Origin of the sequence: Lactobacillus sp. UMNPBX17 (genome assembly GCF_002553735.1) — a bacterium.
GTDB lineage: Bacteria > Bacillota > Bacilli > Lactobacillales > Lactobacillaceae > Lactobacillus > Lactobacillus gallinarum.
This window is the reverse complement of sequence record NZ_PCYT01000021.1, coordinates 1-26,820: the sequence shown is the minus strand read 5'-3', so window position 1 is coordinate 26,820 and position 26,820 is coordinate 1. Positions and strand designations below refer to the sequence as shown.

Here is a 26,820-nt window from a genome sequence, read left to right as displayed (position 1 = left end):
AATCATTGACATTGAAACTTGGTGCAATTCATTGCCAAGAAAGATCTTGGCTTATCATACACCAGATGAAATCTTTGAAAGAGAATTAGATCGCATCTATCAAACAGCCTAAACAAAAGTGTTCAAGTTATTATTGCAATTTACGATTTTTTTAATTAATATTTATTTTTCAACATATGCATACTTAAAGTTATAATTAGCACCTGCACCGTTGTAAACAACATTTTTAACCGTTGGTCGAACCATCCAAGCTTCGGCAGGTTGATACAAAGGTACTACTCCCTGTTCTGTTAACAATACACGTTCAGCCTTAGCTAAATCTTCAAAACGATCATCCATATTACCAGTAGTCTTTGAAGCGGCAACATACTTATCGTAATCTTTATTAGCCCACTTACTCCAATTATATGATGCATTTGTAGTATTCAAATCAAGGAAAGAAATTGGATCAGTAAAGTCCGCTTGCCAACCCATGAGCAAAGCATCAAAATTACCACTTTGGCCACGTACTAATGCAGTCTTCTTAGGTAAGCTGTTAACTTTAACACTGACTCCCTTCAAATTAGATTCAATAGTACTTTGCAAATATTCCCCAGCCTTTTTAGCATCATCATCGTCATAAGTTAGCAAAGTAAAGTTAACTTTACTTTGACCTAAAGCCTTTTGTGCCTTCTTCCAATAATTTTTAGCTAACGCAGGATTATATGTCATTACCTTATCTGTTTCAGCTGTTTTAACTAAAGCCGTATAATCTTTACCATTAAATTCAGTCATGTTAGCTGGTGAAAAAGTAGTTACTGGCTTATTGGCCCCACCTACTGAGGAAGCTAAAGCTTTACGATTGATTGATAACGAAAGTGCTCTACGGAAATCTGCATTCTTAAAAAGTCTATTTTTCTCATTTAATTGCAAATATTGAGTAGATGAAGCTGGTCTAATAGTATAGCCTGATTGATGTTTCAATTGCTTTGTAGCCTGTGGTGCCAACAAAGCGGCATCCAACTTACCTGATTGATACAGGTTATAGTCAGTTGATGGCGTTTTTTGAACGCTGTAATTAATAGTACTTAGCTTAACCTTATTCTTATCCCAATAATTATTATTCTTAACTAACTTCCAAGATAAATTAGAGCCTGTCCAACCCTTTGAAACAAATGGACCATTGTAAACCATAGTTTTTGAGGAAGTACCATAGTTCTTACCATACTTTTCAACAGCATGCTTATTTTGTGGGAAGAAAACACCAAATCCCATTAACAGCTTAAAATACGGGATTCTTCTATCTAAAGTAACAGTTAAATGTTGATCATCATCAGCTTTAACACCAAGTGTATCAGCCTTTTTCTTACCCGCTACTACGGCATCTGCATTCTTTACACCTGAAAAAAGATATGCATATTGTGATGCTGTTTTTGGATCAACGGTCCTGCGCCAAGAATAAACAAAATCTTTAGCAGTCACGGGATCTCCATTGGACCATTTAGTATTTTTTCTTAAAGTAAAATGCCAGGTCTTACCGTCTTTTGAAACTTCAGTCTTAGTTGCTAAAGCGTTTTCTACCTTAGAATTTTTACCTAAACGGTATAATCCTTCCATGGAATTGCTAATTTGATCCATGCTAGTAGCATCGGTTACCTTTGATAAATCTAAAGTTTGTAGTTCTGATTTAGTCATCCAATTTAAAGTTTGTTTAGTTCCAGTTGAAGAGTCCTTATTAGAACACGCTGCTAGAGTTGCAGCAGATACTACTGTTAACATACTTGCACTTAAATACTTTTTCCATTTTTATTCCTCATTATTTTCATACACAAAAGGAGCAACCGCCTACTTGCAGTTGCTCCTTTTAATTAAAATCCATTTATCGCCTACAAAATTATTCCAAGCACTGCAACTGAAGTTAAGTATTGAGTTGTAAGGTTAAAATAACAATTGAAATTGATAACATGAATTTTCTCCTTAATTTAATTACTAATTACCGGAAACATAAGCTCCCTTAAAGTTGTAGTTAGCACCAGCTGCATTGTACACAATGCCCTTAACTGATGGACGTACTAACCAAGCAGTAGTTTGGTAGTAAAGTGGCGTGATACCTTGATCCTTAAGCAAGATCTTTTCTGCCTTAACTAAATCGCTGAAGCGGCTTTCATCGTTAGTTGCAGTCTTAGAGCTGGCAATTAACTTGTCGTATTCACCGTTAGCCCACTTACCAAAGTTTTGAGCATTCTTTGAAGTGAACAAGCCATCGAATGAAATTGGGTCAGAGAAGTCTGCACCCCAACCAGTAACAACAATATCAAAGTTACCTGAAGTTTGACGACTCAAACGGGTCTTGAATGGTAAGTTTTGAACACTAACTTTGGCACCCTTTAAATTTTCTTCAATTTGACTTTGAAGAGTTTCAGTGGTCTTTTGAGCAACATCAGTATCATCTGACAAGATAGTGAATGAAACGCTCTTAGTGCCTAATTCCTTAAGGGCTTGAGCAAATAACTTCTTAGCTTTAGCTGGGTTGTATTGACTGTAATCAGTATCCTTGGTCTTATCAGCAAAGTCTTGACCTTCAACCTTAGTCAAACCAGCTGCAGTTAATGAACTTGCAGGCTTGTTAGCACCACCTAAAGCATTAGTTAAAGCTTTACGGTTAATTGCAAGTGAAATTGCACGACGCAAGTTAGCATTCTTTAAGAACTTATTCTTTTGATTGTATTGTAAGTATAAAGTACTTGAACCTGGACGAAGAGTGAAGCCATTTTGATGCTTTAAATTCTTAGTTTGTTGCGCATCAAGACTTACTGCATCAATCTTATTTGATTGGTATAAGTTGTAAGCAGTTGATGGTGTCTTTTGCACGCTGTAGTGAATTGTGTCTAACTTAACAGCATTCTTATCCCAGTAGTTGTTGTTCTTCTTCAAGTTCCATGAAAGGTTAGAACCTGTCCAGCCAGTTTGCTTGAATGGACCGTTGTAAACCATGTACTTAGAAGCAGTACCGTACTTAGAACCATACTTTTCAACAGCCTTTTCTTGTTGTGGGAAGAATAATGGGAATCCCATCAAAAGCTTGAAGTATGGAATACGCTTATCAAGGCTAACAACTAACTTGTTGTTACCTTCTGCCTTAATACCTAAAGTGTTAACTGCTGCCTTACCTTTAGAAATCTTGTCGGCATTGTGAATACCTTCGAACAAGTATGCATATTGTGAAGCAGTCTTAGGGTTAACAGTTCTACGCCATGAATAAACGAAGTCCTTAGCAGTTAATGGAGTACCATCTGACCACTTAGAGTTACGTAAAGTGAAAGTCCAAGTCTTACCATCTTTACTTACTTGAGTCTTTGATGCCAAACCATTTTCAACCTTAGAGTTTTCACCTAAACGATAAATACCTTCCAAAACATTGTTCAATTGGTTAAAACTAGTAACATCAGTTGCTTTTGACAAGTCCATGGTAGGAATTTCTGCGATTTCCTCCCAATTAAGAGTCTTCTTAGCTGAAGAAGATGAGTTACTCTTTGAACCACAAGCTGCTAAAGTTGCAGCTGAAACTAAAACTGTAGCTCCTGCCGCAAATAATTTTGCAAATTTCATACAATTAACCCCTCTCAATTATGAGATTTTTAATAATTCTTTTTAACTTGATTAAGAGTATACTCATGTTTTTATTGAAATGCAATATTATTTTTTAATTTTATTTTTATACAGCACACAAAAAGGTTACTAGATATAGTTCTAGTAACCTTTTTAACTTATATATTCCACTCTTGCATGAACTCACGCACAAAATTGCGCATGTAAGCTGTACGTCGTTCAGCCTCTTTTTTAGCTGCCGGTGTATTCATCAAATCAGCTAACGAAAATAATTTTTCATAAAAATGATTGATCGTTGTTTCCTCATGATTGCGATATTGATCATGACTCACTAACTTCTCTGGTTTAATTTTAGGATCATAAATCTTGTTGCCGTGCTTGCCACCATATGTAAAGGCACGTGCAATTCCAATTGCGCCCAAACTTTCTAATCGATCTGCATCTTGAACATATTGGCCAGAAAGCGGCAAATGATAATGATGCTCAATATTGGCGGAGAAAGACATGTGCTGAATAGTGTAAAGAATGTCCCAAGCTTCTAGATCATTAAAACCTAATTGAGGCAATAATTCTTCGATCTCTTTAACCACCTTTGCGGGATCAGCACAAATCTTTTCATCAATCGTATCATGAAGATAACCTGCAGATTTAATAATTGCTACTTCGCGGCTATCCCTATGCGCATGTTCATGATCAGCAAGGTACATCTTGCTAGCTAATTTAGCCACACGCTCACCATGATAAAAATCATGTCCTGTCTTTTCGCCCTCTAAATGCTTTTTAGTAAAATCAATTACTGCATCAATATTCATTATGCCATTGAATCCCATGCTTCTACTGGAGTTGCTTCGCCTTCCCAGATCTTAACTAATTTTTCTGGGACGTATTGCTTCTTTACGACTACCTTAAATAAGTATTCGTTGAACCAATCATCATCCATGACAAAGTAGCCTTTTTCACCGACTTTTGTGCCCCAAGAATTTTCAATCTTCCATTGACGTGGCTTACCATCAACCACATCAACACCCACTAAAGTCATGGCATGAGTTGAACCGGAAGCACCAGTTTGCAAGCGTTCCTTCTTAGATAATTTAGTTTCAATATTAAAAATAGTATCGGTTTGGTAAAGGCCCTTAGATAAGATACCTTTTTGACGATCACTATCTTTACCGACATCACAGCCAAACCAGATAGTTTCACCAGCTTTAAGTTGCTTAATAGCAGCTTCTTTTAAGTTGTTAATTTCAGTATTTAAAAATTGAACTGGCGTACCACCTTCAACATTGTCTTCAAATGGTAATGCATAAAGTTTATCAAATTCATGATCTGGAGCATTGAACAAAACAATGTAATCATCAAGATCATCAGTAAAGTAATTATGGAAGAAATCGAGTGGAGTTAAATCACCATCAAAATGGTACTTGCCATCGTCATCTTTGAATTCAAGATCAAAGTGTTGGACAGGTTCACCAAATGCAATGACAGCCATACGGTAAACTTCGCTTAAGAATTCTTGACGCTTTGCTTCGATTTCATCGGTCTTGTTTTCCTTAGCTAATTTACGCAAAACTAGACCATCTTCGCGCAGCTTCATATTCAATGCACGGTTAAAAGCGGCGGTATTGTTTGCAGTAAAGCTCTCTTCTTGAGCATAAGTTGGCACCAAACCATACTTGCGAATCAATGATACAGCCATAGCCCATTGACCACCATCGGTATCAGGACCTTGCATATAAGTGTGTACAGTTCGATCATCAAGTGGTCTATCAGCTGTATTTAAAATATTGTCAAAAAAGATATTGGCTCTTTCTACTCTATCCCAGAAGAAGAGATAATTTTGAGAAAAAGTAAAATTCTTGGCATTGTATTTTTTAGCAAAACCATGACGCAAAGTATTTAATGCCGCAAATAACCAGCAACGTCCAGATTGCTTTTGATCAGTTACATTATCAGTAGGAATTTCGATTGAGAAATTACGGTTAAGCTTTCTAATTCCCTCGGTATTGAAACTTGCCTTTTGGACACCATTATTTACGACTGCTAGTTCTGCTACTCGGTTTTGTGGTTCTTTTTTATATTCTTTTTGAAACTTGGCAATTTCTGCCATTGTAAGTTCGTGTTTCATATAACTTTCCTTTCTCGTTAGAAATCATTTAGTTGTTATCATTTTAGCATTATTTTGCCTACTAAAAAAAGCCGCTTCCCAGGTTTGAACTGGGGACCTCCTCCTTACCACGGCGGTGCTCTACCTATTGAGCTAAAGCGGCGTTTCTATTGTATCAAAAAAGGCGAAGATATTCATTCTGAATATCTTTGCCCTTTAAAAATTCCTAATCTAAGAGTAGAAAAAGCCCACAAATATGTATGAGGTTATTAAACTTTAATCAATGACTAGTTCTTAACAACATCCTTGCTGTTCAGCCATTGCTTCTTGTTAATTCTAACAATCTTCTTGTGGTTAACCTTCTTTACAGCCTTTGCTGTGAAAGTTGAACCCATTTTAACTGTCTTCTTAGTCTTCTTAGCATTCTTAGTGTAAACAGCAACTCTTTGGTTCTTGGTGTCTTTAACAATGACGAAGATCTTGTCACCCTTCTTAATTGATGGGTTAGTTGGTACGTCTTCAGCAACACCTAACCTTGGAGTAGTAAATGAAGTAGCTTGAGCGACATTACTACCGATACCGACAAGACTTAAGCCGATTACTAAACTTGAAACAACTTTTAAAGCTTTTCTTGATTCTAGCATTTTAATAACCTCTTTCTGTTTACTCGCTTTCTCTTTACACTTTTACTATAACACTATTTAGCCAAAAGTAATCAAGATAGTTAAATATTTCACAATAAATATTCAAAAGGCTATATTTTACAGCTGCGCTCTGTGTCAGTATTCTTAAATTATGTATCAGTATAGTTATATGCATATATTGTTGCAGTATTCTAAATCGTATAGTCATCATGTGAATTTGTAAAATAACTTATATTGATTATTTTGCTTTTTGTGGCAAAAAATAAAATATCAGTTTATCTAGTAAAATATTATTTTATTTAATTCACGCTTTTTCAGTATTCAAAACTGCATAAAATCAGTTACTATATTAGTTAAATTTCATATAGTATTTCTGAAAACAAAAAAATGAGATGAATTATCATCCCATTTTCTCTGATTAATTACTTAATTGTAACCAAAGTGTACTTTCTCTTACCCTTACGGATAATTACATACTTACCATCGAAGGCGCTTGATGGATCAACTTCAAAGTCAACGCTTTGTTCACGATCACCATTAACATAGATCGCACCATTCTTAATGTCTTCACGTGCTTGACGCTTTGAAGGTTCAATCTTGGTATCAACTAAAAAGTCAACCAAGTTCTTCTTTTCGCTGCCTGCTTCTGCACTTGGAGCGTTCTTCAAACCTTGTTCAATTTGAGTTACTGATAAGTTCTTAATATCACCTGAGAACAATGCATCAGTAATCATTTGAGCTTCTTTTAGACCAGCTTCACCATGAACGAACTTAGTTACTTCTTCAGCTAAACGCTTTTGAGCAGCACGCTTCCAAGGTTCTTTTTCAGTCTTTTCAGCCAAGTCTTCAATTTCTTCACGACTAAGGAAAGTAAAGTACTTAAGGTACTTGACTACATCGCGGTCATCTTGGTTAATCCAGAATTGGTAAAATTCATAAGGACTAGTCTTTTCAGGATCAAGCCACACAGCACCACCAGCTGATTTACCAAACTTAGTACCATCAGCCTTAAGCATCAATGGAATAGTCAAACCAAATGCAGGACGATCTGCACCTTCAAGCTTGTGAATAAGGTCGATACCTGCAGTGATGTTACCCCATTGATCACTACCACCGATTTGAAGTTGAACACCATCATCTTTGTTCAAGTGGTAGAAGTCGATGGCTTGCAAAATTTGGTAAGTAAATTCAGTGAATGAAATACCGTTTTCAAGACGACTAGCAACAACGTCCTTGTTAATCATGTTGTTAACTTGGAAGAACTTACCGTAATCACGCAAGAAATCGATTAAGTTAAGCTTGCCAAGCCATTCAGCATTGTTTCTAATTTCAAAGTTTTCAGTACCAAACAACTTCTTCATTTGGTTAGTCAAGCATTCTTCATTGTGCTTAACTTGGTCGGCAGTTTGCAAAGTACGTTCAGTCTTACGACCTGATGGGTCACCGATTGCACCAGTACCACCACCGATCAAAATTACTGGGTGGTAACCTGCCATTTGGAATCTCTTCAAGATCATGAATGGTATTAAGTGACCGATGTGAAGTGAGTCACCAGTTGGGTCAGTACCACAGTAAAGAGCAAGATCATCATGTTCTGCTAAGTACTTACGTAAACCTTCTTCATCAGTTTCTTGATTAATGGCTCCACGCCACTTCAAGTCTTCTAAGATATCAAACTTTGCCATAATTTTCCTCCAATAAAAAACGTCCCCTGATCTTCCGATCAAGGGACGACTAAATTACATTATTAGCCGTGGTACCACCCACGTTTGCGCTACTGCGCCTTATTAAAGCCGGTAAAGGAGCAACCCTATTAAGTACTTCGCTAAAATCGGCCTGTCTAGCTCACACCAACCGCTAGTTCTCTGAACGCTGAGCCGACTCGCTACTCATTCGTTAGTTATGATATTAACGAGAAAAATAGTTTTAGTCAACCGCTATTTTAAGAAAACCGTTTTAATTGCGGACCATGGACCTTCTTCTCTGCCATTTAAAGCTTGTAATTTCACTTCATAACTTCTATTTCTGGTAATACCTGTAATAGCGTTAGAAGCTTGATCGGTTACTTCGTAATACCACTTGCTTGTACCTTTTTGGCGGTAAGCAATGCGGTAACTTTGTGCACTATCAATTTTCTTCCAAGCTACATGAATGTTGTGGTAAGTATTGTCAGCTTTAGCAATGGTTAAATCAACAGCTCCTGGTGTGGCATCTGAAGGAGCATAGTAGGTATGCTCAACAACTTTACTCCAAGCACCAAAATAATTATCAGTTTCTGGATTACCGTAACGAATGTAGTCAGGGTTGCTTACTCCGCGAGCCACAAAATCATAGGTTTGACCATTAACTAACTTTTTACCAATTTGAACTGGAATTTTATGACCGTTTCTTTCTAGATAGCGCGTAGCTGGAGCAGTACTTACTTCTACAGTGTTGCTACTAGAAGTGAATGAGGCAGCCTTTGAGCCCTTCTCACGCCATGCAAGTTCGTAAGTCTTAGCATGAAGTGCATCCCTCAATGTAGCAACCAGACCATCCTTAGTATCCTTCAGAGATTCAATTTCAGTATCTGTTGGCACCATGCGTGTATCAGGAACGGCTGTTAATTGGAAATCATAAAGCCCGCGAGTATTTACACTAAACACATAGGTTCCTTTAGCCAAGTACCAACTTTGGCTGGCAGTCTTATTGCCATTAACTTTGAAATCCTCTGGGTAAAGCATAGTGCTACCGCCAACAGAATTATCTTTATCAAACATGATTACGTTCATCTTGCTGAAGATGTTGCCTTTTCCAAGTTGATAAATTTGATTATTAGTCATCTTCATCGTAACCATTTGAGGTGAATCAATAGTAAAGCTGTAGTAGTCGATACTATCATAATTGTACATTTCACCCATTGCTTTGATTTTTTGACCAATTTTAATCTTTCTTGCCTTAAGGCTGCTGTTATCATTATCCTTCTTAGTTTCAACGTAAGTTTCTAAATTCTTACGAATCTTGGTCAAACGAGTATATGCAGTCTTTACGTTGGCATTCTTTGAACTGGTTAAATAGTATGTACCCTTACGCAAATAATATGTATTCTTCTTTTTGCCATAAGGAATACATGTCCATTCCATGCTATTTTTCAAGGTAACATTGCTATTTGTAACTAATCTACCAGCTGCAGGTAAATGTAATTTGTAAATTTTGCCTTTAGTTACGTGGTTACGCTTATTAATATTAAAACTAGTAGTATTCTTTGGATTATATGTACCAGCTTGAACAGTTGTAGCAGAAAGTCCAAGAAGTGCAGCACTTGTTAGTGCCATTGTCATTATCTTTTTCATTTTAATCACCTTTAACACGTTTTTTCTTAGCTACTATTTTACCATTAGACACAAAAAAGACCGAACTTCGTGTTCGGTCTTTTGTTTAGTTATCTAACTTGTAGAACCCCTTAGCCTTCAAGCCATAAGCTTGACCAGCAGTCATATCGTATTGAACCATTTCGTAGTCATTCAAAATTGCTTGTTGTTCTGAAGTCAATTTCTTAGGATCAACGAAGTGTCCCTTTTGATCAACTAATTGGAAGCCTTTATCACCGTTAAAGTTAATGGTGATTGCGGGAAGCTTCTTGTGAACTTCAGTAAGTAATGCTTGGTAAGGAGTTACCTTAGAATTAGTTTGTTCAAGCATCATTGCAGTGAAGTCGCTAGTGTTGACGTAATTAGTGTTGTGAGTCAACTTCTCCTTAGCACCATGTTCTCTAGCGTACTTGTTAGAGTAAATGAAGTAACGAGTTGAGTGCATTTGAACTGGGTATCTGCCAGTGTAGTTTTGTGACAAGATACTTGGGTAGTGGTCACCGTAGAAGACAATGGTAATTGGCTTCTTGATCTTATCAATTTGACCAATAAACTTCTTAACTGCCTTGTCGGTGTATTGCGTACCCTTGATGTAAGTTGCCATTTGTTCACGAACGGCAGCAGTGTTGAAGAGTTCACCAGATACTTTACCCATGTATTCGTTGTTTGGATACCAGTTGTTGTAAGGCATGTGGTTTTGAATTGAGATCAAGTTAATAAATTGACCACCCTTCATGCTGTTGATTTGTCTCAAACCGTTAGCATAAGTAGTGAAGTCAGAGTTGTAAGTACTCTTACCAAGTTTCTTTTGATCAATGATCTTGTATTTAGAACCAAGGTAAACGAACTTGTTAAACTTAAATCTCTTGTAGTCTTCTACTCTTGAGTAGTAAGTACCAATGAATGGGTGAACAGCTGACTTGTAGTTGAAGTCCATACCAATGGTTGGGTAGAAGTCGTAGTTTGGTACGATTTGTACATATGGAGTCAAGGTTGACTTGAACATACCCATGTTAAATCCTGTCAAAGTTTCCCATTCCATGTTGGCAGTACCACCACCATAACCTGCACTAAGCATGCTACCGTAAGTAGATCTGTCCTTCATTGATTGAATAAACTTAACTGGATTTGGAACCTTAGGATCAATCTTAATTGTTGGGAAAGTATATGGATCAACAAAACTTTCACTCAAGTTGTAGACAATAGTTTGATCCTTTAAAGTATTCTTTCTAGTCTTGTTAATTTCATCAGCAATCTTGCCATACTTTTCATTCAAGTGATTAATCGTAGCCTTGGAGTAATTAGATGGCTTATTCATAATCTGTAAATCGAAGTAGTTCAAGAAGTTCAATAATGGACCGTTAATTTGAATATCACGTTCAGGGTTTCTGAATGATTGCTTGTTATCAAAACCACGGTTGATGTGATAAATGATTCCGCCATCGTGGTTGAAGCGAGCTGGTGTCATAAACAAAAGCAAGCTGAGCAATGCCCAGATACCACGGCGCTTCCATGAACCCTTTTTCTTAATTGGAAACTTGATTTCAAGGAAAACAGTCAAAGCAATTACAATCACTAAAGCAACGGCAATCATAATTACCTTTTGTTGACCAACCATTGGAAGCAAGGTCTTCCAGTTAACAATTTCATCAAGTTCAGTTGGATAAATAGGTTCACCACGAAGGTTAAGCTTGATCTTGTTGGCAATGGCCCAACCAATGGTAATTACACTAACCAAAATGGTTGAAGTCCAGTAACGCGTTGTGATGAAGTAGAAAATTGCAAACATGGCATCCAAGAAAATGGCTGTCAAAATGATTGCAAAGAATCTAGTTCCGAGCAAGAAAATTACGGCATTGATATCTGTAGCTGTTGTAATTTGAATTCTTAAGTTATCTGATTCAATTAAGAATGAAACAAAACTCAAGATATAGAACCAGCCCCAAGTAAGAAGTCTTACTCGGTTTTCAACTACCCATGCTGTGAAGTTCTTCCAACCATATTCCACAACTTCAGCTAAATTATCATGACTATTGAAGAACTCAACTGTCTTCTTAATCGGCTTTATTCTAAATAAAAAGCGGTTATACAAATAGTTCAGCGCAAGAGCTGCGATCATCATAATGACGATCATCAAGAACTTGTTAAAACCAGCACTATTAGTAAAGCGGAATGATCTTACAAACCCACCAATAATTGGTGCGTCCATAAAAATAATTATTGGAATAAAGAAACGCATATCCTTAGCGTTATAGCTAACGATTACTTTTCTAAAGATTAAGAATACTGCCAAGACCATTAAAAATAGAAATGGCGAGGTAGGATTACTTAAAAACTTAGGAGTCCAAGAATAAACTCCACTACGTCCGGATAAACGCTGATACCAGTAGACACCGTTAAATCCCGGAACCCCAATAAACATTACAAAGAATGAAAATACTCCTGCAGCAATTGACCAGCCAAAGACTTTCTTAGGGATCTTAACATTGGCCAAGAACATCCCCCAAGCAAAGTATAAGACGAGGTAAACACCGTAAATGGAGTAGTTAAAGTACATTGTACCTGCACTAGTAGCAAAGCCTACTAATGTCAATGCACTAAGCAGCAACACATTTTGCTTAGTTGTAATTCGGCGTTGCAACTCATACAGATATGGTTGAGCCAAAATACTGAAAATCAATCCAGCTAGTAAAACTGAAGTACTTGTCAAAACTGGGAAGAACACACCCCACAGCTTCCACATGACAAAACTACCTGGTCGCTTAATGAAGTTAGCCAAATACAGAAGTATCAGCGTTACAACTGCAATAATCCAGAATCTGAATGCTTCAGTTGGACGGATTTTCTTTTTGCTGTATACAGCACCAAAAGCCATCGGTACAAGCACTAATGTTGCACTACCTAGCATTCCTGGAATAAATCTCATTAAGGTACTCAATGGCAATCTACCAAAGGTCTTCCCCCATGAAAACATCTGCACTAGCATTAAAAATGCAGCCAAGATTATACAAACAATTTGACCAACATTCAGTGATTTCTTTCTATTAATCTCACTCATTTTCCTAGTCTATGTCCTTACTAAAATTTTCTGTTATTACTTACTCTTAATTCCCAACTTCTTTTTAATTGAATATAAAATATCAACTTTTTTACCATGACCGGTAAAGAAATCAATAATATCATGCCAGAACTTGAAAATCATAATTAAAGTAATCACCAAAAAGACAATTCCTGCTTCTTGATTGTGCCAAAATTCATAAACACTGAATAAAAGCATAAACACAATTGGTGGAATCGTCAAATTTTGCATAATTGCAGTTAATACCAGAGCAATTAGCAAAGTTGCAAATCCTGCCTTCCAATCATAAAAGACCGCTACCTGAGCGGCAACTGCAACACCTTTACCGCCTTTAAAATGATCCCAAATTGGAAAACAGTGTCCTAAAATCAATCCCAGACCAGTATATGCAATATTGATATGTGCTGGGAAAACAAAATACACAATAAACAGAGCAATCAAACTTTTTAGCAAATCGCCCAAACAAGTTAAAATACCCCATTTTTTACCAAAAACAGCCCCCATGTTAGCTGTTCCTGGATTATGTGAACCATATTCTGTAGGGTTTATTTTCAAAAAGATTTTACCAACAACCATCGCTGTCAGAAAATTACCAAAAATATAGCCAATCAGCGTGGCCCAAACTCGCTCCATTAATTATCCCCTTCTCCGGTGTAATCATAGATATGATAATGCTGAATCTTGCCACTCTTAAAACTAAAGCCATTAGCTTTATTTTGTTCATTCTGGAAGGTCTCGTTATTCTGAACAACTTCCTTTTCTAATTCCAACTCTGTGCGCACTAAATCAGAAATTCGTTGCAATTCACTAGTTGGTTGAATTTGATATGCGGCATCCTCAACCTCAGCATTATAGCCATGAAGATAATCACTTGATGAGCTTTTAGCACAATCACGATAATTCATTGCAATTTGTTGTAAAGCACTAAATGGCAAGTTGGTTCGTACATTGTTTGAAACAGAGGTTAGAATTGAATCTAAATTTGATAGTGAACTAATCGAAACAGCCTTTCTAATTAGTGTCGTGATGACTTGTCGCTGTCTCTCCTGCCTACCATAATCTCCTCTAGGATCATCGTAACGCATTCTCGAGTAAGCAAGTGCTCCGGCACCACCCATATGGGTTAATTTACCTTTCTTAAAGACATAACCGCCATATTCAAAGCTAAGCGTTGGTCGAATATTAATGCCGCCAACATAACGAATCATTTTCATGATCCCGCCCATATTAACTACAGCATAATATTTAACAGGCACATTAATTAATTCAGAGACAGTGTCCATTGCCATTCTTGCTCCGCCTATCTCATAGGCAGCATTAATTTTTTCTACCCCAAACTCATCTGTACCAACCATTTGCGCCATCGTATCACGTGGAATAGAAACCAACGTATAGTGCTTCTTAGCAGGGTTAACTACAGCTAAAATCATGGTATCAGTTCGTCCACGCTTTTCTGTTCTATGAAGAGCACCAGTATCGGTTCCCATCAATAAAACAGCAAAACGTTTTTTCCCATTAAATTCACCTGTAGTTTTCACTGCAGTTTGCGGATCATAGGTTTTATCAACAGCGTTCTTTGTTCGGAAATATACAGAAGCAAAATAAGCCGCGGTCGCAACTACTGCTACTAAGACTATTATCCCCGTGACCCACGCCCAAACATGGCGCTTTTTATATTTATGATTTTGCACTCGAGTCTCTGTCGGGTAATTTCTATACTCTTTTCTACTTTTCTTCATAAATCATACCTATATGTAAATTCACATTGAGTGTATTATAACAAAAAAAGCAAATCATCGCTGACTTGCTTCCTACATCTTATTAAAATCGTTACTTATTTTTACTTTAGTGTCAATGTAATCTCAAAATTGCGGCTACTTTCAGCCTCTAATTCAATTTTATCAGTAAAAGCAGTAACTTTACCATCTTCTGCGGCTAACTTAAAATCAGTTGAAGCAATATCTATTCCATGTTCTTCATTGATTAAACTAATTTTGTTAACGCTGCTCTGACTTTGCCAAGTACTTGGCAATACAAAACCTAATGAAAATGGTAGTTCTTTATGTGATGAATTCTTTAGATAAAATGATATCTTTACTTGATTGCCCTCCAAAGCATATGTTGTCATCACTTCAAAATGATATGGAAAACTTTTATAGCTTTCCGGTGTATCAATTAAAGTCAAACTGACTCGAGTATCACCTTTATCTACGACAGTCCAGGGCAGTTTGCTAGCCCAGTTATTGCCTTGATCAAGCACTGGAAAAGCAATTGCCATACCCTCTTCAGTCCCATTTTCGCCGAGATAATCATAATTATCATTAATAGATACAAGATGAACCATTTTGGCCCCATTCTCATCGACAGAGACTTGTAAGAGAGAATTATCAATTGTTTGCATATTTTTCTCCCCACTTTAATTCCATTGACAAAAATAGCACTTAAAAGGGGTAACTGTCAATTTTTAACACATTGCAGCCGCTTTTATGGCCGCTGTCAGCCCGACTACCATATTCTCTAAACTCATTGAAGGATAACGTCCATTCTTAGTCTGACTTGGCAAATATGGAATATGAATAAAGCCGCCCTTTAAATCAGGATAATCGTGATGAATTAAATATTGAATTTCATAAAAAAGATGATTGCAGACATACGTCCCCGCAGAATTTGAAATTTGTGCAGGGATTCCGGCATGACGAATGTCAGTTACCATCTTTTTAATTGGCAATTGTGTAAAATAGCCATCTAATCCGTCTACTTGAATTTTGCCTTCTTTAGGACCTTTACCAGAATTGTCAGGAGTTGAACCCGATTGAAAATTAATTGCTATTCTTTCGGGCGTAATAGCACCGCGACCACCTGCCTGTCCTACATTAATCACCATCTCAGGATTTTCTTTTTCAATCGCTTTCTTTACGACATCAGCACTTTGATAAAAAATAGTAGGAACTTCTAACTTAATTATTTTGTTACCAGCTATTTCATTAGGTAATCTTTTTACAGCTTCAATTGCAGGATTAATTTTCTCTCCGCCAAAAGGATCAAAACCGGTTACTAATATTTTCATATCGTTCCTCTTTCCTTAGAAAAAAATGGTAAATTTTTTTATTTATAATATAATATACTTGTTCCAAAAAATTATGAAACTAAATGTTTAAAAAATAGTTTTTGGGGCAAGTTGATAAAATAGAGCATCCCTCTTGGGGTGCTTTTTTTTCCTAAAAAATACAAAATAAAAAGGAGCTTCTTGCAAAGTTCCTTTTTTGTGTGAATAACCATTAATTAAATTAGTCGTCCAACTTTTCCTTGTTAACAACATCCAAGTTTTCGTCGAATGTGTAAACAACTGGTTCACCAGTCTTCATTTCAAGGTTCATGATGTCGTCATCAGAAATGTTTTCGATGTACTTAGTTAAAGCACGAAGTGAGTTACCGTGAGCTGCGATAATTACGTTCTTGCCGTCAAGTAAGTCTGGAGCAATGTGATCTTCCCAGAATGGCATTACACGGTCAAGACATACGTGTAAGTTTTCTGCCTTAGGAACGATGTGTGGGTCCAAGTTTGCGTAACGACGGTCATGTGCTTGACTGAATTCATTGTCATCATCAATAGCTGGTGGCAAAACATCGTATGAACGACGCCAAATGTGAACTTGTTCATCGCCGTACTTTTCAGCAGTCTTCTTCTTGTTCAAACCTTGAAGAGCACCGTAGTGACGTTCGTTAAGTCTCCAAGTCTTCATTTCTGGAATCCAGAGTTGGCCACTTTCTTCCAATGCGAAGTGCAAAGTCTTGATGGCACGAGTTAATAATGAAGTGTAAGCTTGATCAAATTCAAGACCGTGTTCCTTGATTAAACGACCAGCCTTCTTAGCTTCTTCAACACCTTTTTCTGAAAGGTTAACATCAACCCAACCAGTAAATTGGTTTGAAAGGTTCCATTCACTTTGTCCGTGACGGATTAAAACTAATTTTGACATGAAATATCTCCTTTTAAAATTCAATGTTTCATCCATATTTTACACATTTCACAGTTTTTTTCATAGAGAAATGAGTAAAAAACATCTTTTTTTGATGTTCACTTTCTATTATCTTCTTTTTTGTGTTACTTTTAAGTAAAATATTCAAAAAGAAGTGTAAAAAATGAAATTTATGAATAAAAAACTAATTTTAGGCTTAGTTGCCTTATTAGCATTATGTTTATCCGCTTGCTCGCAAAAAAGCGCTAAATCTGGCGACAACCTGCCGAGCGCCAAAACTATTTTAACTAAAGCACAAAAAGCAAATTATAATTCGATGCATGCCACTTGGGACGAAAAAAGCAATGGCAAAACTTCACAAAAGGCTGCGGTTGAATATACAACTAAACCTACGATCATTTATGCCAATGTTTCCGCAACTTCTAATTACTATAAAATGTGGGTTGAAGGGAAAAATAGCTACATTCAAATGAAAGGCACCAACAGCAGTTACTGGTTTAAGACCACTACTAAGGCTGGCACCTATTCATCATTCATTCAAAGCTTAAATGGCAACTTGTTAACTCCATTTATTCCTTTGCACAAACAATTTAAAGTCAAAAAGAATGACAACAATTATGCCCTTATTTATAAAGGAAACAACAAAAGAGTTTGGAACGCGATCGTCTCTGATGCGGCAGTTACAACTTTAATCGGAATTGATATTGATGATGTAAAGCCAATCAATACTGAAATTCAGGTCGACGTTGATAAAAATTACAATGTCAATGATGTAAAAATTGTTTCTAGCTACAAAGATGATGGGCAAAAGAAGACTTTGACTATGAATGTAGATCAAATTGATCAAATTAAGAAATTGTCCGTTCCTAGTGCAGTTAAAAAGAATTCCGTAGATTTAGGAAAATTAGATAAAAAATAATTAATATAAAAAGGCTCTAATCTAAGCATAGATTTGGGCTTTTTCGTTATAATAGAAATAGTTATTTAGGAGTTTTTTTATTATGAAATTAAAAAAAGCAATTATCGGTATATCATTAGCCGCTGTCTTTTTACTCAGTGGCTGTAGCCAAAAAGAAAAGAAAGCTGATCCTGTTTTAAACAAAACTCAGGTAGTTCAAAAAATGAAAAAGGGCTTCAAGAGTGGTCAAGTTATTCAATCAGTTACTCTTGGCACTGACACTTCTAACCAAGCAGCTATTGCCAACACCACATTTGGCGGTGACTCAACGGTTTACCATATAACCAATCAAACTTCTAGCAAGGGCAAGACCCGCTCTAGCGAAGAATGGGTTAACATGAACAACGTTTATATCAATGGTCGTGACACTTGGTATAAAGCTGATCTAGAGAAATTAACCGGACACTCATACGCCGATTTAACTGATGCAATTATGAATAATCACTTGATCACTAATCCTAGTGCTGAGTTGATTAAAGCTTACAAGTTAAAGCGCAATAAAAACACCTACACTTTAACTGCTAAAATAAGTGATAAAGCTTTGATGAAAAAAGCAGCTACTCCTATCTTTGATACTACTCCACAAAGCACTGATCAAGCTAAAGTGTTTAAGCAAATTCAAAAATTAGGCAAATACAAATCAATGACGGTTAAGGCGGTAGTGAAAAACAATAAATTAGCTACCGTTAACGTCTTCGTTAACATGAAGCTTGGCAAAATGATGACAGTCAAGGTCGGTCAAAGCTATGGCAACTTTGGTAGTCACGACTTCTTAGAGGTTCCAACTAATGCTACGAACGCTAAGAATTTGCCAACTACTGACAATAATAAGAAAAAGAAATAGGTATTCACGATGAAATTAGGAATTATCGGCAGCGGCATGATTGTTCAAGACTTTTTAACTACTGCTGATCAAATTGATAACTTAGAATTAACCGCAATTTCTTCAACCAAGCGTAGCGCAGGCATCGCGCAAGAATTAGCACAAAAATACAATATTTCTCAAACCTATACTGACAATGAAAAATTAATGTCAGACAGCAACGTTGATACGGTCTATATCGGCGTGCCTAATTTCTTGCACTACTCGCTAGCTAAGCTTGCACTTGAACATGGCAAAAATGTCATCTGCGAAAAGCCATTTGTATTAAGTACAGCTGAAGCCGAAGAATTAAAGCGATTGGCCGATGAAAAAGATTTAATTATCGTTGAAGCTATCACTAATATCTACTTAGAAAACTACAAAAAGATCAAAGAAGAATTAGATAATATTGCTCCAATTCATATCGTTTCTTTAAATTATACGCAATACTCTAGCCGTTATGACGCCTTCCTTGAAGGTAAGATTGCTCCCGTTTTTGATCCGAAAAAAGATGGCGGCGCCTTGATGGACTTGAATATTTACAATATCCACCTTGCCGCTGGACTGCTCGGGTTGCCTGATAAGGTAAAATACTACGCCAACATGCAAAAAGGCATTGATACATCGGGTATCCTGCATCTTTCTTATCCTGATAAACAAGTAACTTTGATCGGTTCAAAGGACAGTTATGTAACGCCACGTTCGTTCATTGAAGGCGAAAAAGGCAGCATTTATTTTGACGGTTCAACTGGTACGCTTGATAACTTTACCGTCGAAATGCGTGGACAAAAACCGAAGCGTTACAACTTTAATAAATATCCACATCGCATGGCAAGTGAGTTCACTGCATTTGCCGAGATGATCGATCAACATGATGTTCGGAGAGCTGATGAAGCGTTTGTCAATACTTTGGAAACAATGAAGATTTTAACTGCAGCTAAAAATTCAGTTGAATAATGTGAAAGCCACCTTGTTTAAAGGTGGCTTTTTGTGTCTTATTTTGTTTAAAAATCACGAATCTTTTTAGCTAAACTAAAAGAAATAATTTCATCTTCGTTGGTTTTTTTATATGCTAATTCTTCATGCATATATCTAATAATGTCTTTAGCGTTGTAATCTTTAAATTTGGCAATTACAGCATCCAGTATTTCTTTATCTTGTACAGAAAGAACACTATATTTCACTTTATCCGAAGGATAAAAATGAATCATTTCGTAGCCTGAATTACTCCACTCTTCTTGTACGTTAATATTAGCTAAATCTACCATATTCCTATGTCCAATAGGAAGAGCACCCATACTTTTATGCTGATAGACTAATCCTGTAATTCCATAACCATATTTTTTATATGAGAGACTATCTACATACCATAACATTTTCATTAATTTAACTTTATATAAATCAGCAACATGAAATGCAAAATAAGAAATAATAGCTTCTAATTTATCAATGTTTAAACGTTTTTGTCCATTTTTATCTGAAGGTTTTAAGTAAGCAACATAATTACTTTCCAATGCCTGACGAGACAGGTTTTCTCTACCATATAAGTCTAAATTACGTTTTACTTTTTCTTGAATCGATTTCTTTTTATCTTGTGTAAATTTAGAACCGTTTCTTTCTAATAAATTCAAAATAATTAATGGATCTTTACGAATTTGTTGAAGCATTCCATCATGACTTTCATCTTGGATTGATTTACTTTCATAACGAGAAATAGTTGCTTCACCCCACCCCAGCAATTGTGCTAACTCCACTTGTGATAAATTATAATCTTTACGAAGATCAACAATTTCACTAGAACTTAACAAATGATGTTTTCTCCGATATGCATCACGTGCTGCTAGCAAATTTTTATTAGCCATTTTAGTAGGGACAAATTCACGCTCATCTGGGTCTGCATTTTTACAATAATAATATTTTTCTTTATAAGTTATTATTTCACCCTTAATCTTAGCTTGGATAAGAGTTTCTCTTTCTTCTATTTCGTGTGCTTGATCACAGATGGGACAATCCTTTACATATATTCTTTTAATTAGTTTATTCATTTTATTGTCTCCTGAACTAGATCTTCATTACTTATATGGAAAATCTTTCATTTCGTATTGAGCGAAATGAAAGGACACACATACTATTTTTTTGGTACGCATCTGCTTAATTTTCAATTTGATATAAACTTGATGATTATCTATTTCTTTTGCAAAAACATACAAATACGGTGGATGATCATCATCCTTATCCAAGAGCACTTCATAATACTCTTTAATTGAAAGTTCTTTCAATCTTTCGACAACATCCTCAACAGCATAATCTAAGTCTAGCAAAGTTTGTGGCGTTGAATATCCATGAATTCCATGAGGAGTGCGATTTCTAATTAATAAGAAATCTCGATTAACATCAAATTGATTACTATTAAGTATTGATTTAAGATCATTCAAAAAATCATTTACAGTATTTCTACTAACCTGAATTGGAATCTTTACGATGTTAATCACCTCTCCCTCTCTAATGCACTATCAATTGATAGTATATAGAATCACCTGAAAATGTTCAATTAAATTTTATAATATTTACCAAAATATTAATCTTAATAATGCCTCTCTATAAATTGTATTTTTATTGTTGGTTTCATATAATAGTAAAAGAAAAAGAGCTAACGACTGATACTCGTGTAACTCAGGTAACTGAATCGTGTGAGCTAACCTTTACGGTTGGCTTTTTTTGTATCTTATTTTAACAAGTTATCATGTTATAATGTACGTAGGAAGATTGTCGCGTCCAATGATCATGGATGTATGCGCAACAAGACGATAACTTACGAACGCGCGGTGGCTCTGCATAATAGCAGGGCTTTTTTATTTCCGATGATTACTAAAAAAGTGTCCGAGATTTTTCTCAGACACTTCTTTTCTACTATTCCTTACTCAACAAATCACGGACACGATCTGCCACCTTAAATTCACCAGAGAAGACCAAAATATCTCCCTGCTCAATCACAGTCGCACCACGTGGAATTAACCATTCATCCCCACGCTTAATTCTACTTACCGTAATCTGATCAATAAACTCCAAATCCATCAGTTGACGACCTGTATAATGCGTATTCTTCACTTTGACAGAATACAAAATGTTCTTCGTGTCAGTCATAATTCTGTAGACAGTTGGTGACTCGATCATTGCCCTCATCAATGCAGCATGCACATTGGTAGAGTTAAAGACTTCGATTCCCTTCTCATTAAACTCGGTCAAAGTCTTGCTATCAACTTCGCTAAGTCGGGCAATCACACGATTTACGCCCTTCTCTTTTGCCATCCGGGCAATCTTAATATTATCTTCGTCCGCGCGATTAGCCGCTACCACGATATCACCATCAAATACGCCATCTTTTTCAAGCGTTTCTTCGTCTAGATTTGGCAAAAAGGTTAAATTCTCTACTCGACTATCGTAAGTTTTATATTGATTCTTTTTGTCAGTGAACATCTTGACTGAATACCAATTAGCATGCAAATCATGAGCAACAGGCACAGTAACGGCATTCGCGCCAACAATTGCCACCTTTTCCTTAATCTTGTCTTCTGGTAACAAAACAAAGTTAGAGTTAAAGACAATTGGACTCAAAATGCAGACGATTACCGCAGCCAAAATGAAGGCATCAGACTGCGTTGATGTGATTGCGTGCAATTTCCGTGCAACTTGTAAAGTTGGCAAAACAATCGTAATAGTTGTTGCCGTCAAGAACCCACCAGCAAAAGCATTTTTCTTCTGAAAATAGCGCACATAAGTTAAAAGAACTGGTACTTTTGCAATAAATAAGAAAATAACTAACACTGGCAATAACATCAATGAAGACGGATGTGCAAAAAGTGAGCGCAAGTTAAGTCCCACACCAGTCATAATGAAGAAAATTGGGATAAAGAAGCCATAACCAATTGAAGTCAACTTATCTTTAGTAGCTTCACTTGGCTCAAGCAACTTCATTACCATTCCGGCTAAAAAGGCACCTAAAATGTTTTCAGCACCAACAGTTTCTGCTACGGTTACCAATGCAAAAATCAGGAAAAAGGCTAACCGAATATCAAGTTGAGTGGTTGACTTAGTAATCTTAGCAAACCACAAATATGGCTGCTTAAATCGCCGCAACAAGAAAATTGCAGCAACAAATAATAAGATAATCAACCACAATTGTTCCGCATTACCACCATTGATAGATGCATAAATTGTTAACAAAAGCAGTGGAATAACTTCGCCGAGTACGGCTGTTAACAAAATCGTCTGTCCGATTGGTCGACCTAAAATATCCTTTTCCTTCAAAGTAGCGATAACCACGCCAAGGGCCACAGTCATCAAGATAATTGCGGCCAACATGACTTCACTGAATAATCCGGTAAGTCGTAAGACATAGGCTAAAACAAAGGCCATGATCACGATCCCAATAAAGGCAGTAATCGCCGTCTTCAGCGGATCGACCGTCTTTCCTGCTTGCGACTTCCCTTTAGGATTATTTTTTCTTTGCAATAAATCAAAATCAATTTCCATCCCTGATAAAAACATCAACAAGATCACACCTAGATTAGATAAAAAGGTTAGATCATGCGTGGATGTAATCAAGTTAAAACCGCTGGATCCCATGATGATGCCGACGATAATCTCGGCAACCGCGGTTGGTACGTTACTAATCTGAAAGCGTGCCATAAATATTGGAATGACTAGCGCTAACAAAACTACTAAAAATAGTGATAGTTGTGCCATAAACTCCCTCTCTTTCAACACGAGTTAATTATTTCATTTTCAAAATTAAAACGCTAGATGATATTCTAACAAATAATCATCTAGCGTTAAATCAACTACACTTCTATTCAATATCTTTAGCTAAGATATATTGTGTAGCGTTAAGTGCATAATACTTTTGACCTTTAATTGTGATCTTGCTGCCGTAAGTTAATACGCGGCTGCCTTCCTTGACTTTGTTCTGCTTTTCAATGCGACCACTTCTAGTGTGCAAGTAGGTCTCGTTCTTTACTGTGCGGACAGTGGCATCAATGTTAGAAGCAACAACATATTGATCCTTGCCAATCTTGTAGTACTTCTTATTATTGATCATCTTGTAGCCCATCACAACGACAGGACTGCCAGCCTTCTTCAAGATCTTGGTTCTCTTGCCCTTTTCGGTGTAAACATAAGCATCGTGACCAAGAGTTACCGCACCTTGAACTGCAGGTACTTCTTCCTTCGTCTTGTTTGGATCCTTAGTATGGGTATTTTCAATCTTCTTTTGCAAGCTGTAGTAATACTTGATTAAAGAATAGAACTGATCCATGTCGTAGCCCCACTTAGCAAAGTAGCCATCTGGGTCAACGTGATCGGTACCACCTAAGAATGTGCTGACAGCATGGTGAGACCAGATCGTCCCTTCACCATCATCGCAGGCATTGTCTGGCTTAAGATCATAACGGTGAAGCAGTTTTGCGATATAAATAGCATCATTATTCACTGACTTAGCAAATGCATCCCTAGTATTTTCTTCACAAAGCTCAATCTGGATAAAACGGTTGTTAGCCTTAGGACCTGCACCCCAGGTACCCATATCTGGTGATCTCATCTGAATAACTTGCTTGCTATCAACAAAAGCATGAACGTAAGCATTAATATTCATCCACTCACGGTTAAAGTAAATTGCTTCATCGTGGGCAGTCGCGCCAGGATCGTCAGTTTCGTGAACTACGATTCCTTCTGGCTTGCCATTTTCATATTCGACACCAGGGAACTTATTATACTTAATACCTTCGAGCTTCAGCATCTTGTATAAATAAGTCACACCGCTATATTTATATTTTTTGGCGAGCGAGTTGATTGATTCAGCATGAACTGTTTGACTTTGGATATTAATCGCCGTAATCAGCCCCAATACTGCAATTAAAGTTGCTAAAACTTTCTTTAATTTCAAATCAGGCCCCCGTTCTTATTACATGAAGTTTGATTTCTTAATGTATTGACGGATACCGATTCTGTAATACTTCTTGCCATTGATCTTAACAGCACTTCCGTATGTAGCAACTTGTTCATTCTTCTTACGCTTTAAAGTGTTGTCGCGGTTGCCATATTGGTTATAAACATAGGCATTATGCTTCAAGAATCTAAGAGTACCATCAATGTTACCGGCTGCAATGTATTCATTTTCGCCGACACGGTAGTAAGTTTTCTTCTTAATAGTCTTAGTACCGTAAGTAGCGATTAACTTGCTGCCTTCTTCATCGTTGATCTTGTACATCTTGCCCTTGATCTTCTTGCCTTTGGCATCGTAGACATAGGCATTGTGCATCAAGTTCTTTTCAACCTTGGTTGCACCCTTTGGAGCCTGAGTACTTGGTTCGCTAGTAGTTGTCTTACCCTTAGTTAAAGAAGTACCGTTGATCCAGCCTTTTCCTTCAATGTACATTCTAGATGAACCATCGTGGAAAGTAATGGTCTTGGTTACAGTAACCTTCTCGCCGCTCTTAACGGAACCAACAGCCTTAGCTACGGAATGGTTGGTTGGCCAATTATAAACTGAACCTGACTTTTCAACGGTGTAATGCTTGGTAGCCTTAGAAATCACTGGGTCATATTGGTTCAAATTATGACTAGTGATTCTAGAATTAAGTGCAATATCATACTTGCTGTCGGTAGCATAAGTACCAGTTAAAGCCTTGGTTGCTTCGGCATAAGTGTTAGCATTCTCAAGCCAAGCGCCCTTGTAGCGAAGTGGTTGCCAAGTAACACCATTACGCAACTTGCTACCATTATCTTCAAATGATTCTTCAAAAGAATTATATTTTCTAAACTTGGCATTAATGTAGTAGCTCTTACCATTCTTGCCCTCTTCACGAGTCTTGGCAGAATAAGTAGCGCCACCCCAACTATCGTCAGCCTTCATACCAAAAAGATTGTTTGCATTAACTGCAAGACCTGATTGTCCCCAACCAGATTCCACGATAGCTTGTGCAATCATTACTGATGGATAAGTACCATATTTCTTAGCAGCTTTGACAGCTTGCTTAGCGGCCTTATTTAAGAATGCTGTTTGCGCATCAGTAGCAGCAGAAACCTTTTGGCTACGAAGATCATTAATTGCAGAAATATTAGATGCTGGGGCAATTGTGGAAGTCAACACAACTGCGGCAGCTATGCTGGTCAAAAGTCTCTTCTTCATGAAATTTCCTCCTTGTATAACACCCTTCATTGTATCTAGCAAATAAGCAAGAAACAAGCCATTCATACCATTTGTACGGAAAAAGTAATATTTCTATTACACTGTTTTTATTGTGTTTGGTGGGAGCTGTACAATCTTAAGAAAGTGTATGGTGATATTTAATTCATTAGGTACTTTTAACAGATTTCATTATAATATTTGTAGGTACGAGATTTAATATGAAGGAGACTATTATGAGTAGAGATGCATACTTTTTTGATAAAGTCGAAGACTTGGTATCATATCTTGAAGCAAAACTTACTAACCCTACTCCATTGAAAATTCAAAAATCATTGTATTTCTTATGGGCCTTCTATGCTGCAACATACGGAAGCATTGATTATTCTAATGAAAATAGTGAATTTTCAGAAACTATCAAATACCCAAAAAGATTATTTAAGGCGAACTTTGAAGCTTGACAATACGGCCCCGTCCTAAACAAAGTTTATGGAGAAGATAAAAATAACTCAATCACGCCAAGTTTAGAGAAAAAGCGTTACTCTAATTCGATGGAAAAAGATGTTTGGTCATTTATTGATGATATGATTGCACAAATTGATCCTATTAATGATTTTGGATTAGTAGCTAGATCACACCAAGATAGTGCTTGGAAAAAGGCTTATAAGGCCGGTCAATCACATTGTCCCATGAATGAAGAAGAGATTATTGAAGATTACAAGGAATATGCCGCAACCACAAATGCCTAAATTTCGTCCCAAATTAGTAACCAACCATAATAACCCCAGCCTAACGACTGGAGGTCAACTACCCTAGACTGAAGTCTAGGGCTTAGTGGCTCGTTAGCTTACGCTAACCAGAACACCAACTTGCTTAGATACGGACTTGACTTACCAGCAGTAATCTTTTGACTATTGCCGATAGAGGTCGTCTAATTACCAAAGCCTTTTGAGTCCGCGAGTTGCTAGCGGACTGCAGCCCCGAATAAGGCTGCTTTTTTTATTTTAGGATTTTGCCACTTGCCTAATCCTTTTTCTAAGATGTTCACGGCCGCATTCCAATCACGAATATG

Annotated in this window: 23 protein-coding genes, 1 tRNA gene and 1 pseudogene; 6 read left to right on the top strand and 19 right to left on the bottom strand. The window is 36.8% G+C overall.

The window, feature by feature from the left end; genetic code table 11:
- Window positions 1-112: pseudogene (locus CP368_RS04965) on the top strand (IS30 family transposase); the annotation flags it as partial.
- A gap of 50 nt (window positions 113-162) precedes the next feature.
- On the opposite strand, the gene CP368_RS04960 reads toward CP368_RS04965, so the two are convergent.
- From CP368_RS04960 to CP368_RS04895, 14 genes are all read right to left on the bottom strand, one after another.
- A complete protein-coding gene (locus CP368_RS04960; RefSeq protein ID WP_098045802.1) occupies window positions 163-1,758 on the bottom strand; it encodes a peptide ABC transporter substrate-binding protein in 1,596 nt (531 codons plus the stop codon).
- A 210-nt stretch (window positions 1,759-1,968) separates the two neighbouring features.
- A complete protein-coding gene (locus CP368_RS04955) occupies window positions 1,969-3,588 on the bottom strand; it encodes a peptide ABC transporter substrate-binding protein (RefSeq protein WP_098045801.1) in 1,620 nt (539 codons plus the stop codon).
- 158 nt (window positions 3,589-3,746) lie between these two features.
- On the bottom strand, window positions 3,747-4,400 hold the full coding sequence (locus CP368_RS04950) for an HD domain-containing protein (RefSeq protein WP_087176745.1): 654 nt from the start codon (window positions 4,398-4,400) through the stop codon (window positions 3,747-3,749).
- On the bottom strand, window positions 4,400-5,713 hold the full coding sequence (locus CP368_RS04945) for a C1 family peptidase (protein ID WP_025005706.1): 1,314 nt from the start codon (window positions 5,711-5,713) through the stop codon (window positions 4,400-4,402). The genes CP368_RS04950 and CP368_RS04945 overlap by 1 nt, the downstream gene beginning before the upstream one ends.
- A gap of 69 nt (window positions 5,714-5,782) precedes the next feature.
- Window positions 5,783-5,855: transfer RNA gene (locus CP368_RS04940), tRNA-Thr, on the bottom strand.
- Window positions 5,856-5,979: 124 nt separating this feature from the next.
- Window positions 5,980-6,336 carry a hypothetical protein gene (locus CP368_RS04935; RefSeq protein WP_098044353.1) on the bottom strand — a complete coding sequence of 119 codons (357 nt, stop codon included), beginning with the start codon at window positions 6,334-6,336 and terminating at the stop codon, window positions 5,980-5,982.
- Window positions 6,337-6,758: 422 nt separating this feature from the next.
- Window positions 6,759-8,021: a tyrosine--tRNA ligase gene (gene tyrS, locus CP368_RS04930; RefSeq protein WP_025005704.1), complete on the bottom strand. Its 1,263-nt coding sequence runs from the start codon at window positions 8,019-8,021 to the stop codon at window positions 6,759-6,761.
- A gap of 252 nt (window positions 8,022-8,273) precedes the next feature.
- The gene (locus tag CP368_RS04925) at window positions 8,274-9,668 is read right to left on the bottom strand and encodes a fibronectin type III domain-containing protein (RefSeq protein WP_098045800.1); all 1,395 of its coding nucleotides are present in this window, start codon (window positions 9,666-9,668) and stop codon (window positions 8,274-8,276) included.
- 85 nt (window positions 9,669-9,753) lie between these two features.
- Window positions 9,754-12,744, bottom strand: a complete 2,991-nt coding sequence (locus CP368_RS04920; protein WP_098045799.1) for an LTA synthase family protein — start codon at window positions 12,742-12,744, stop codon at window positions 9,754-9,756.
- 36 nt (window positions 12,745-12,780) lie between these two features.
- Window positions 12,781-13,398: a glycerol-3-phosphate acyltransferase gene (locus CP368_RS04915; RefSeq protein ID WP_025005701.1), complete on the bottom strand. Its 618-nt coding sequence runs from the start codon at window positions 13,396-13,398 to the stop codon at window positions 12,781-12,783.
- Window positions 13,398-14,504, bottom strand: coding sequence for an LCP family protein (locus CP368_RS04910; protein WP_098045798.1), 1,107 nt, complete (start codon window positions 14,502-14,504; stop codon window positions 13,398-13,400). Before CP368_RS04910 ends, CP368_RS04915 begins: the two co-directional genes overlap by 1 nt.
- A 101-nt stretch (window positions 14,505-14,605) precedes the next feature.
- Complete coding sequence (locus CP368_RS04905; RefSeq protein WP_098045797.1) at window positions 14,606-15,166, bottom strand: aldose epimerase; 561 nt, start codon at window positions 15,164-15,166, stop codon at window positions 14,606-14,608.
- Window positions 15,167-15,229: 63 nt separating this feature from the next.
- Window positions 15,230-15,832, bottom strand: a complete 603-nt coding sequence (gene pcp / locus CP368_RS04900; RefSeq protein ID WP_087176743.1) for a pyroglutamyl-peptidase I — start codon at window positions 15,830-15,832, stop codon at window positions 15,230-15,232.
- A 220-nt stretch (window positions 15,833-16,052) separates the two neighbouring features.
- Window positions 16,053-16,745, bottom strand: coding sequence for a 2,3-diphosphoglycerate-dependent phosphoglycerate mutase (locus CP368_RS04895; protein ID WP_003630668.1), 693 nt, complete (start codon window positions 16,743-16,745; stop codon window positions 16,053-16,055).
- 163 nt (window positions 16,746-16,908) lie between these two features.
- Between CP368_RS04895 and CP368_RS04890 the strand changes: the two genes are divergently transcribed.
- The 3 genes from CP368_RS04890 to CP368_RS04880 all read left to right on the top strand — a co-directional run bounded on the left by CP368_RS04890 (window position 16,909) and on the right by CP368_RS04880 (window position 19,522).
- Complete coding sequence (locus CP368_RS04890; RefSeq protein WP_098045796.1) at window positions 16,909-17,664, top strand: DUF6612 family protein; 756 nt, start codon at window positions 16,909-16,911, stop codon at window positions 17,662-17,664.
- Window positions 17,665-17,746: 82 nt separating this feature from the next.
- Window positions 17,747-18,547: a hypothetical protein gene (locus CP368_RS04885; protein ID WP_098045795.1), complete on the top strand. Its 801-nt coding sequence runs from the start codon at window positions 17,747-17,749 to the stop codon at window positions 18,545-18,547.
- A 9-nt stretch (window positions 18,548-18,556) separates the two neighbouring features.
- Window positions 18,557-19,522, top strand: coding sequence for a Gfo/Idh/MocA family protein (locus CP368_RS04880; RefSeq protein WP_098044304.1), 966 nt, complete (start codon window positions 18,557-18,559; stop codon window positions 19,520-19,522).
- Between the two features lie 47 nt (window positions 19,523-19,569).
- On the opposite strand, the gene CP368_RS04875 is transcribed toward CP368_RS04880, so the two are convergent.
- From CP368_RS04875 to CP368_RS04855, 5 genes are all read right to left on the bottom strand, one after another.
- The gene (locus CP368_RS04875) at window positions 19,570-20,610 is read right to left on the bottom strand and encodes a type II TA system antitoxin MqsA family protein (protein ID WP_087176909.1); all 1,041 of its coding nucleotides are present in this window, start codon (window positions 20,608-20,610) and stop codon (window positions 19,570-19,572) included.
- A 27-nt stretch (window positions 20,611-20,637) separates the two neighbouring features.
- Window positions 20,638-21,057, bottom strand: a complete 420-nt coding sequence (locus tag CP368_RS04870) for a type II toxin-antitoxin system MqsR family toxin (protein ID WP_087176910.1) — start codon at window positions 21,055-21,057, stop codon at window positions 20,638-20,640.
- 418 nt (window positions 21,058-21,475) lie between these two features.
- Window positions 21,476-23,311, bottom strand: coding sequence for a monovalent cation:proton antiporter family protein (locus CP368_RS04865; protein ID WP_098045794.1), 1,836 nt, complete (start codon window positions 23,309-23,311; stop codon window positions 21,476-21,478).
- Window positions 23,312-23,414: 103 nt separating this feature from the next.
- Window positions 23,415-24,506, bottom strand: a complete 1,092-nt coding sequence (locus tag CP368_RS04860; protein WP_098045793.1) for an SLAP domain-containing protein — start codon at window positions 24,504-24,506, stop codon at window positions 23,415-23,417.
- Between the two features lie 18 nt (window positions 24,507-24,524).
- Window positions 24,525-25,751, bottom strand: coding sequence for a glucosaminidase domain-containing protein (locus CP368_RS04855; RefSeq protein WP_098045792.1), 1,227 nt, complete (start codon window positions 25,749-25,751; stop codon window positions 24,525-24,527).
- A gap of 233 nt (window positions 25,752-25,984) precedes the next feature.
- Between CP368_RS04855 and CP368_RS10725 the strand changes: the two genes are divergently transcribed.
- Both CP368_RS10725 and CP368_RS10720 read left to right on the top strand, forming a co-directional pair.
- Entirely contained in the window at window positions 25,985-26,209 is a 225-nt protein-coding gene (locus tag CP368_RS10725; RefSeq protein ID WP_233185798.1) for a hypothetical protein, read from the top strand.
- 90 nt (window positions 26,210-26,299) lie between these two features.
- A complete protein-coding gene (locus tag CP368_RS10720; RefSeq protein WP_233185797.1) occupies window positions 26,300-26,497 on the top strand; it encodes a hypothetical protein in 198 nt (65 codons plus the stop codon).
- The last annotated feature ends 323 nt before the right edge of the window (window positions 26,498-26,820 follow it).

Bases quoted from the DNA above. Each gene is read 5' to 3' on its own strand.
- CP368_RS04915 (WP_025005701.1), bottom strand. From the start codon at position 13,398: ATGGAGCGAGTTTGGGCCACGCTGATTGGCTATATTTTTGGTAATTTT.
- pcp (WP_087176743.1), bottom strand. From the start codon at position 15,832: ATGAAAATATTAGTAACCGGTTTTGATCCTTTTGGCGGAGAGAAAATT.
- CP368_RS04855 (WP_098045792.1), bottom strand. From the start codon at position 25,751: ATGAAGAAGAGACTTTTGACCAGCATAGCTGCCGCAGTTGTGTTGACT.
- CP368_RS04875 (WP_087176909.1), bottom strand. From the start codon at position 20,610: ATGAATAAACTAATTAAAAGAATATATGTAAAGGATTGTCCCATCTGT.
- CP368_RS04895 (WP_003630668.1), bottom strand. From the start codon at position 16,745: ATGTCAAAATTAGTTTTAATCCGTCACGGACAAAGTGAATGGAACCTT.
- CP368_RS10720 (WP_233185797.1), top strand. From the start codon at position 26,300: ATGGAAAAAGATGTTTGGTCATTTATTGATGATATGATTGCACAAATT.
- CP368_RS04910 (WP_098045798.1), bottom strand. From the start codon at position 14,504: ATGAAGAAAAGTAGAAAAGAGTATAGAAATTACCCGACAGAGACTCGA.
- CP368_RS04920 (WP_098045799.1), bottom strand. From the start codon at position 12,744: ATGAGTGAGATTAATAGAAAGAAATCACTGAATGTTGGTCAAATTGTT.
- CP368_RS04925 (WP_098045800.1), bottom strand. From the start codon at position 9,668: ATGAAAAAGATAATGACAATGGCACTAACAAGTGCTGCACTTCTTGGA.
- CP368_RS04960 (WP_098045802.1), bottom strand. From the start codon at position 1,758: ATGTTAACAGTAGTATCTGCTGCAACTCTAGCAGCGTGTTCTAATAAG.
- CP368_RS04950 (WP_087176745.1), bottom strand. From the start codon at position 4,400: ATGAATATTGATGCAGTAATTGATTTTACTAAAAAGCATTTAGAGGGC.
- CP368_RS04935 (WP_098044353.1), bottom strand. From the start codon at position 6,336: ATGCTAGAATCAAGAAAAGCTTTAAAAGTTGTTTCAAGTTTAGTAATC.
- tyrS (WP_025005704.1), bottom strand. From the start codon at position 8,021: ATGGCAAAGTTTGATATCTTAGAAGACTTGAAGTGGCGTGGAGCCATT.
- CP368_RS04885 (WP_098045795.1), top strand. From the start codon at position 17,747: ATGAAATTAAAAAAAGCAATTATCGGTATATCATTAGCCGCTGTCTTT.
- CP368_RS04945 (WP_025005706.1), bottom strand. From the start codon at position 5,713: ATGAAACACGAACTTACAATGGCAGAAATTGCCAAGTTTCAAAAAGAA.
- CP368_RS04865 (WP_098045794.1), bottom strand. From the start codon at position 23,311: ATGGCACAACTATCACTATTTTTAGTAGTTTTGTTAGCGCTAGTCATT.
- CP368_RS04880 (WP_098044304.1), top strand. From the start codon at position 18,557: ATGAAATTAGGAATTATCGGCAGCGGCATGATTGTTCAAGACTTTTTA.
- CP368_RS04890 (WP_098045796.1), top strand. From the start codon at position 16,909: ATGAAATTTATGAATAAAAAACTAATTTTAGGCTTAGTTGCCTTATTA.
- CP368_RS04955 (WP_098045801.1), bottom strand. From the start codon at position 3,588: ATGAAATTTGCAAAATTATTTGCGGCAGGAGCTACAGTTTTAGTTTCA.
- CP368_RS04905 (WP_098045797.1), bottom strand. From the start codon at position 15,166: ATGCAAACAATTGATAATTCTCTCTTACAAGTCTCTGTCGATGAGAAT.
- CP368_RS10725 (WP_233185798.1), top strand. From the start codon at position 25,985: ATGAGTAGAGATGCATACTTTTTTGATAAAGTCGAAGACTTGGTATCA.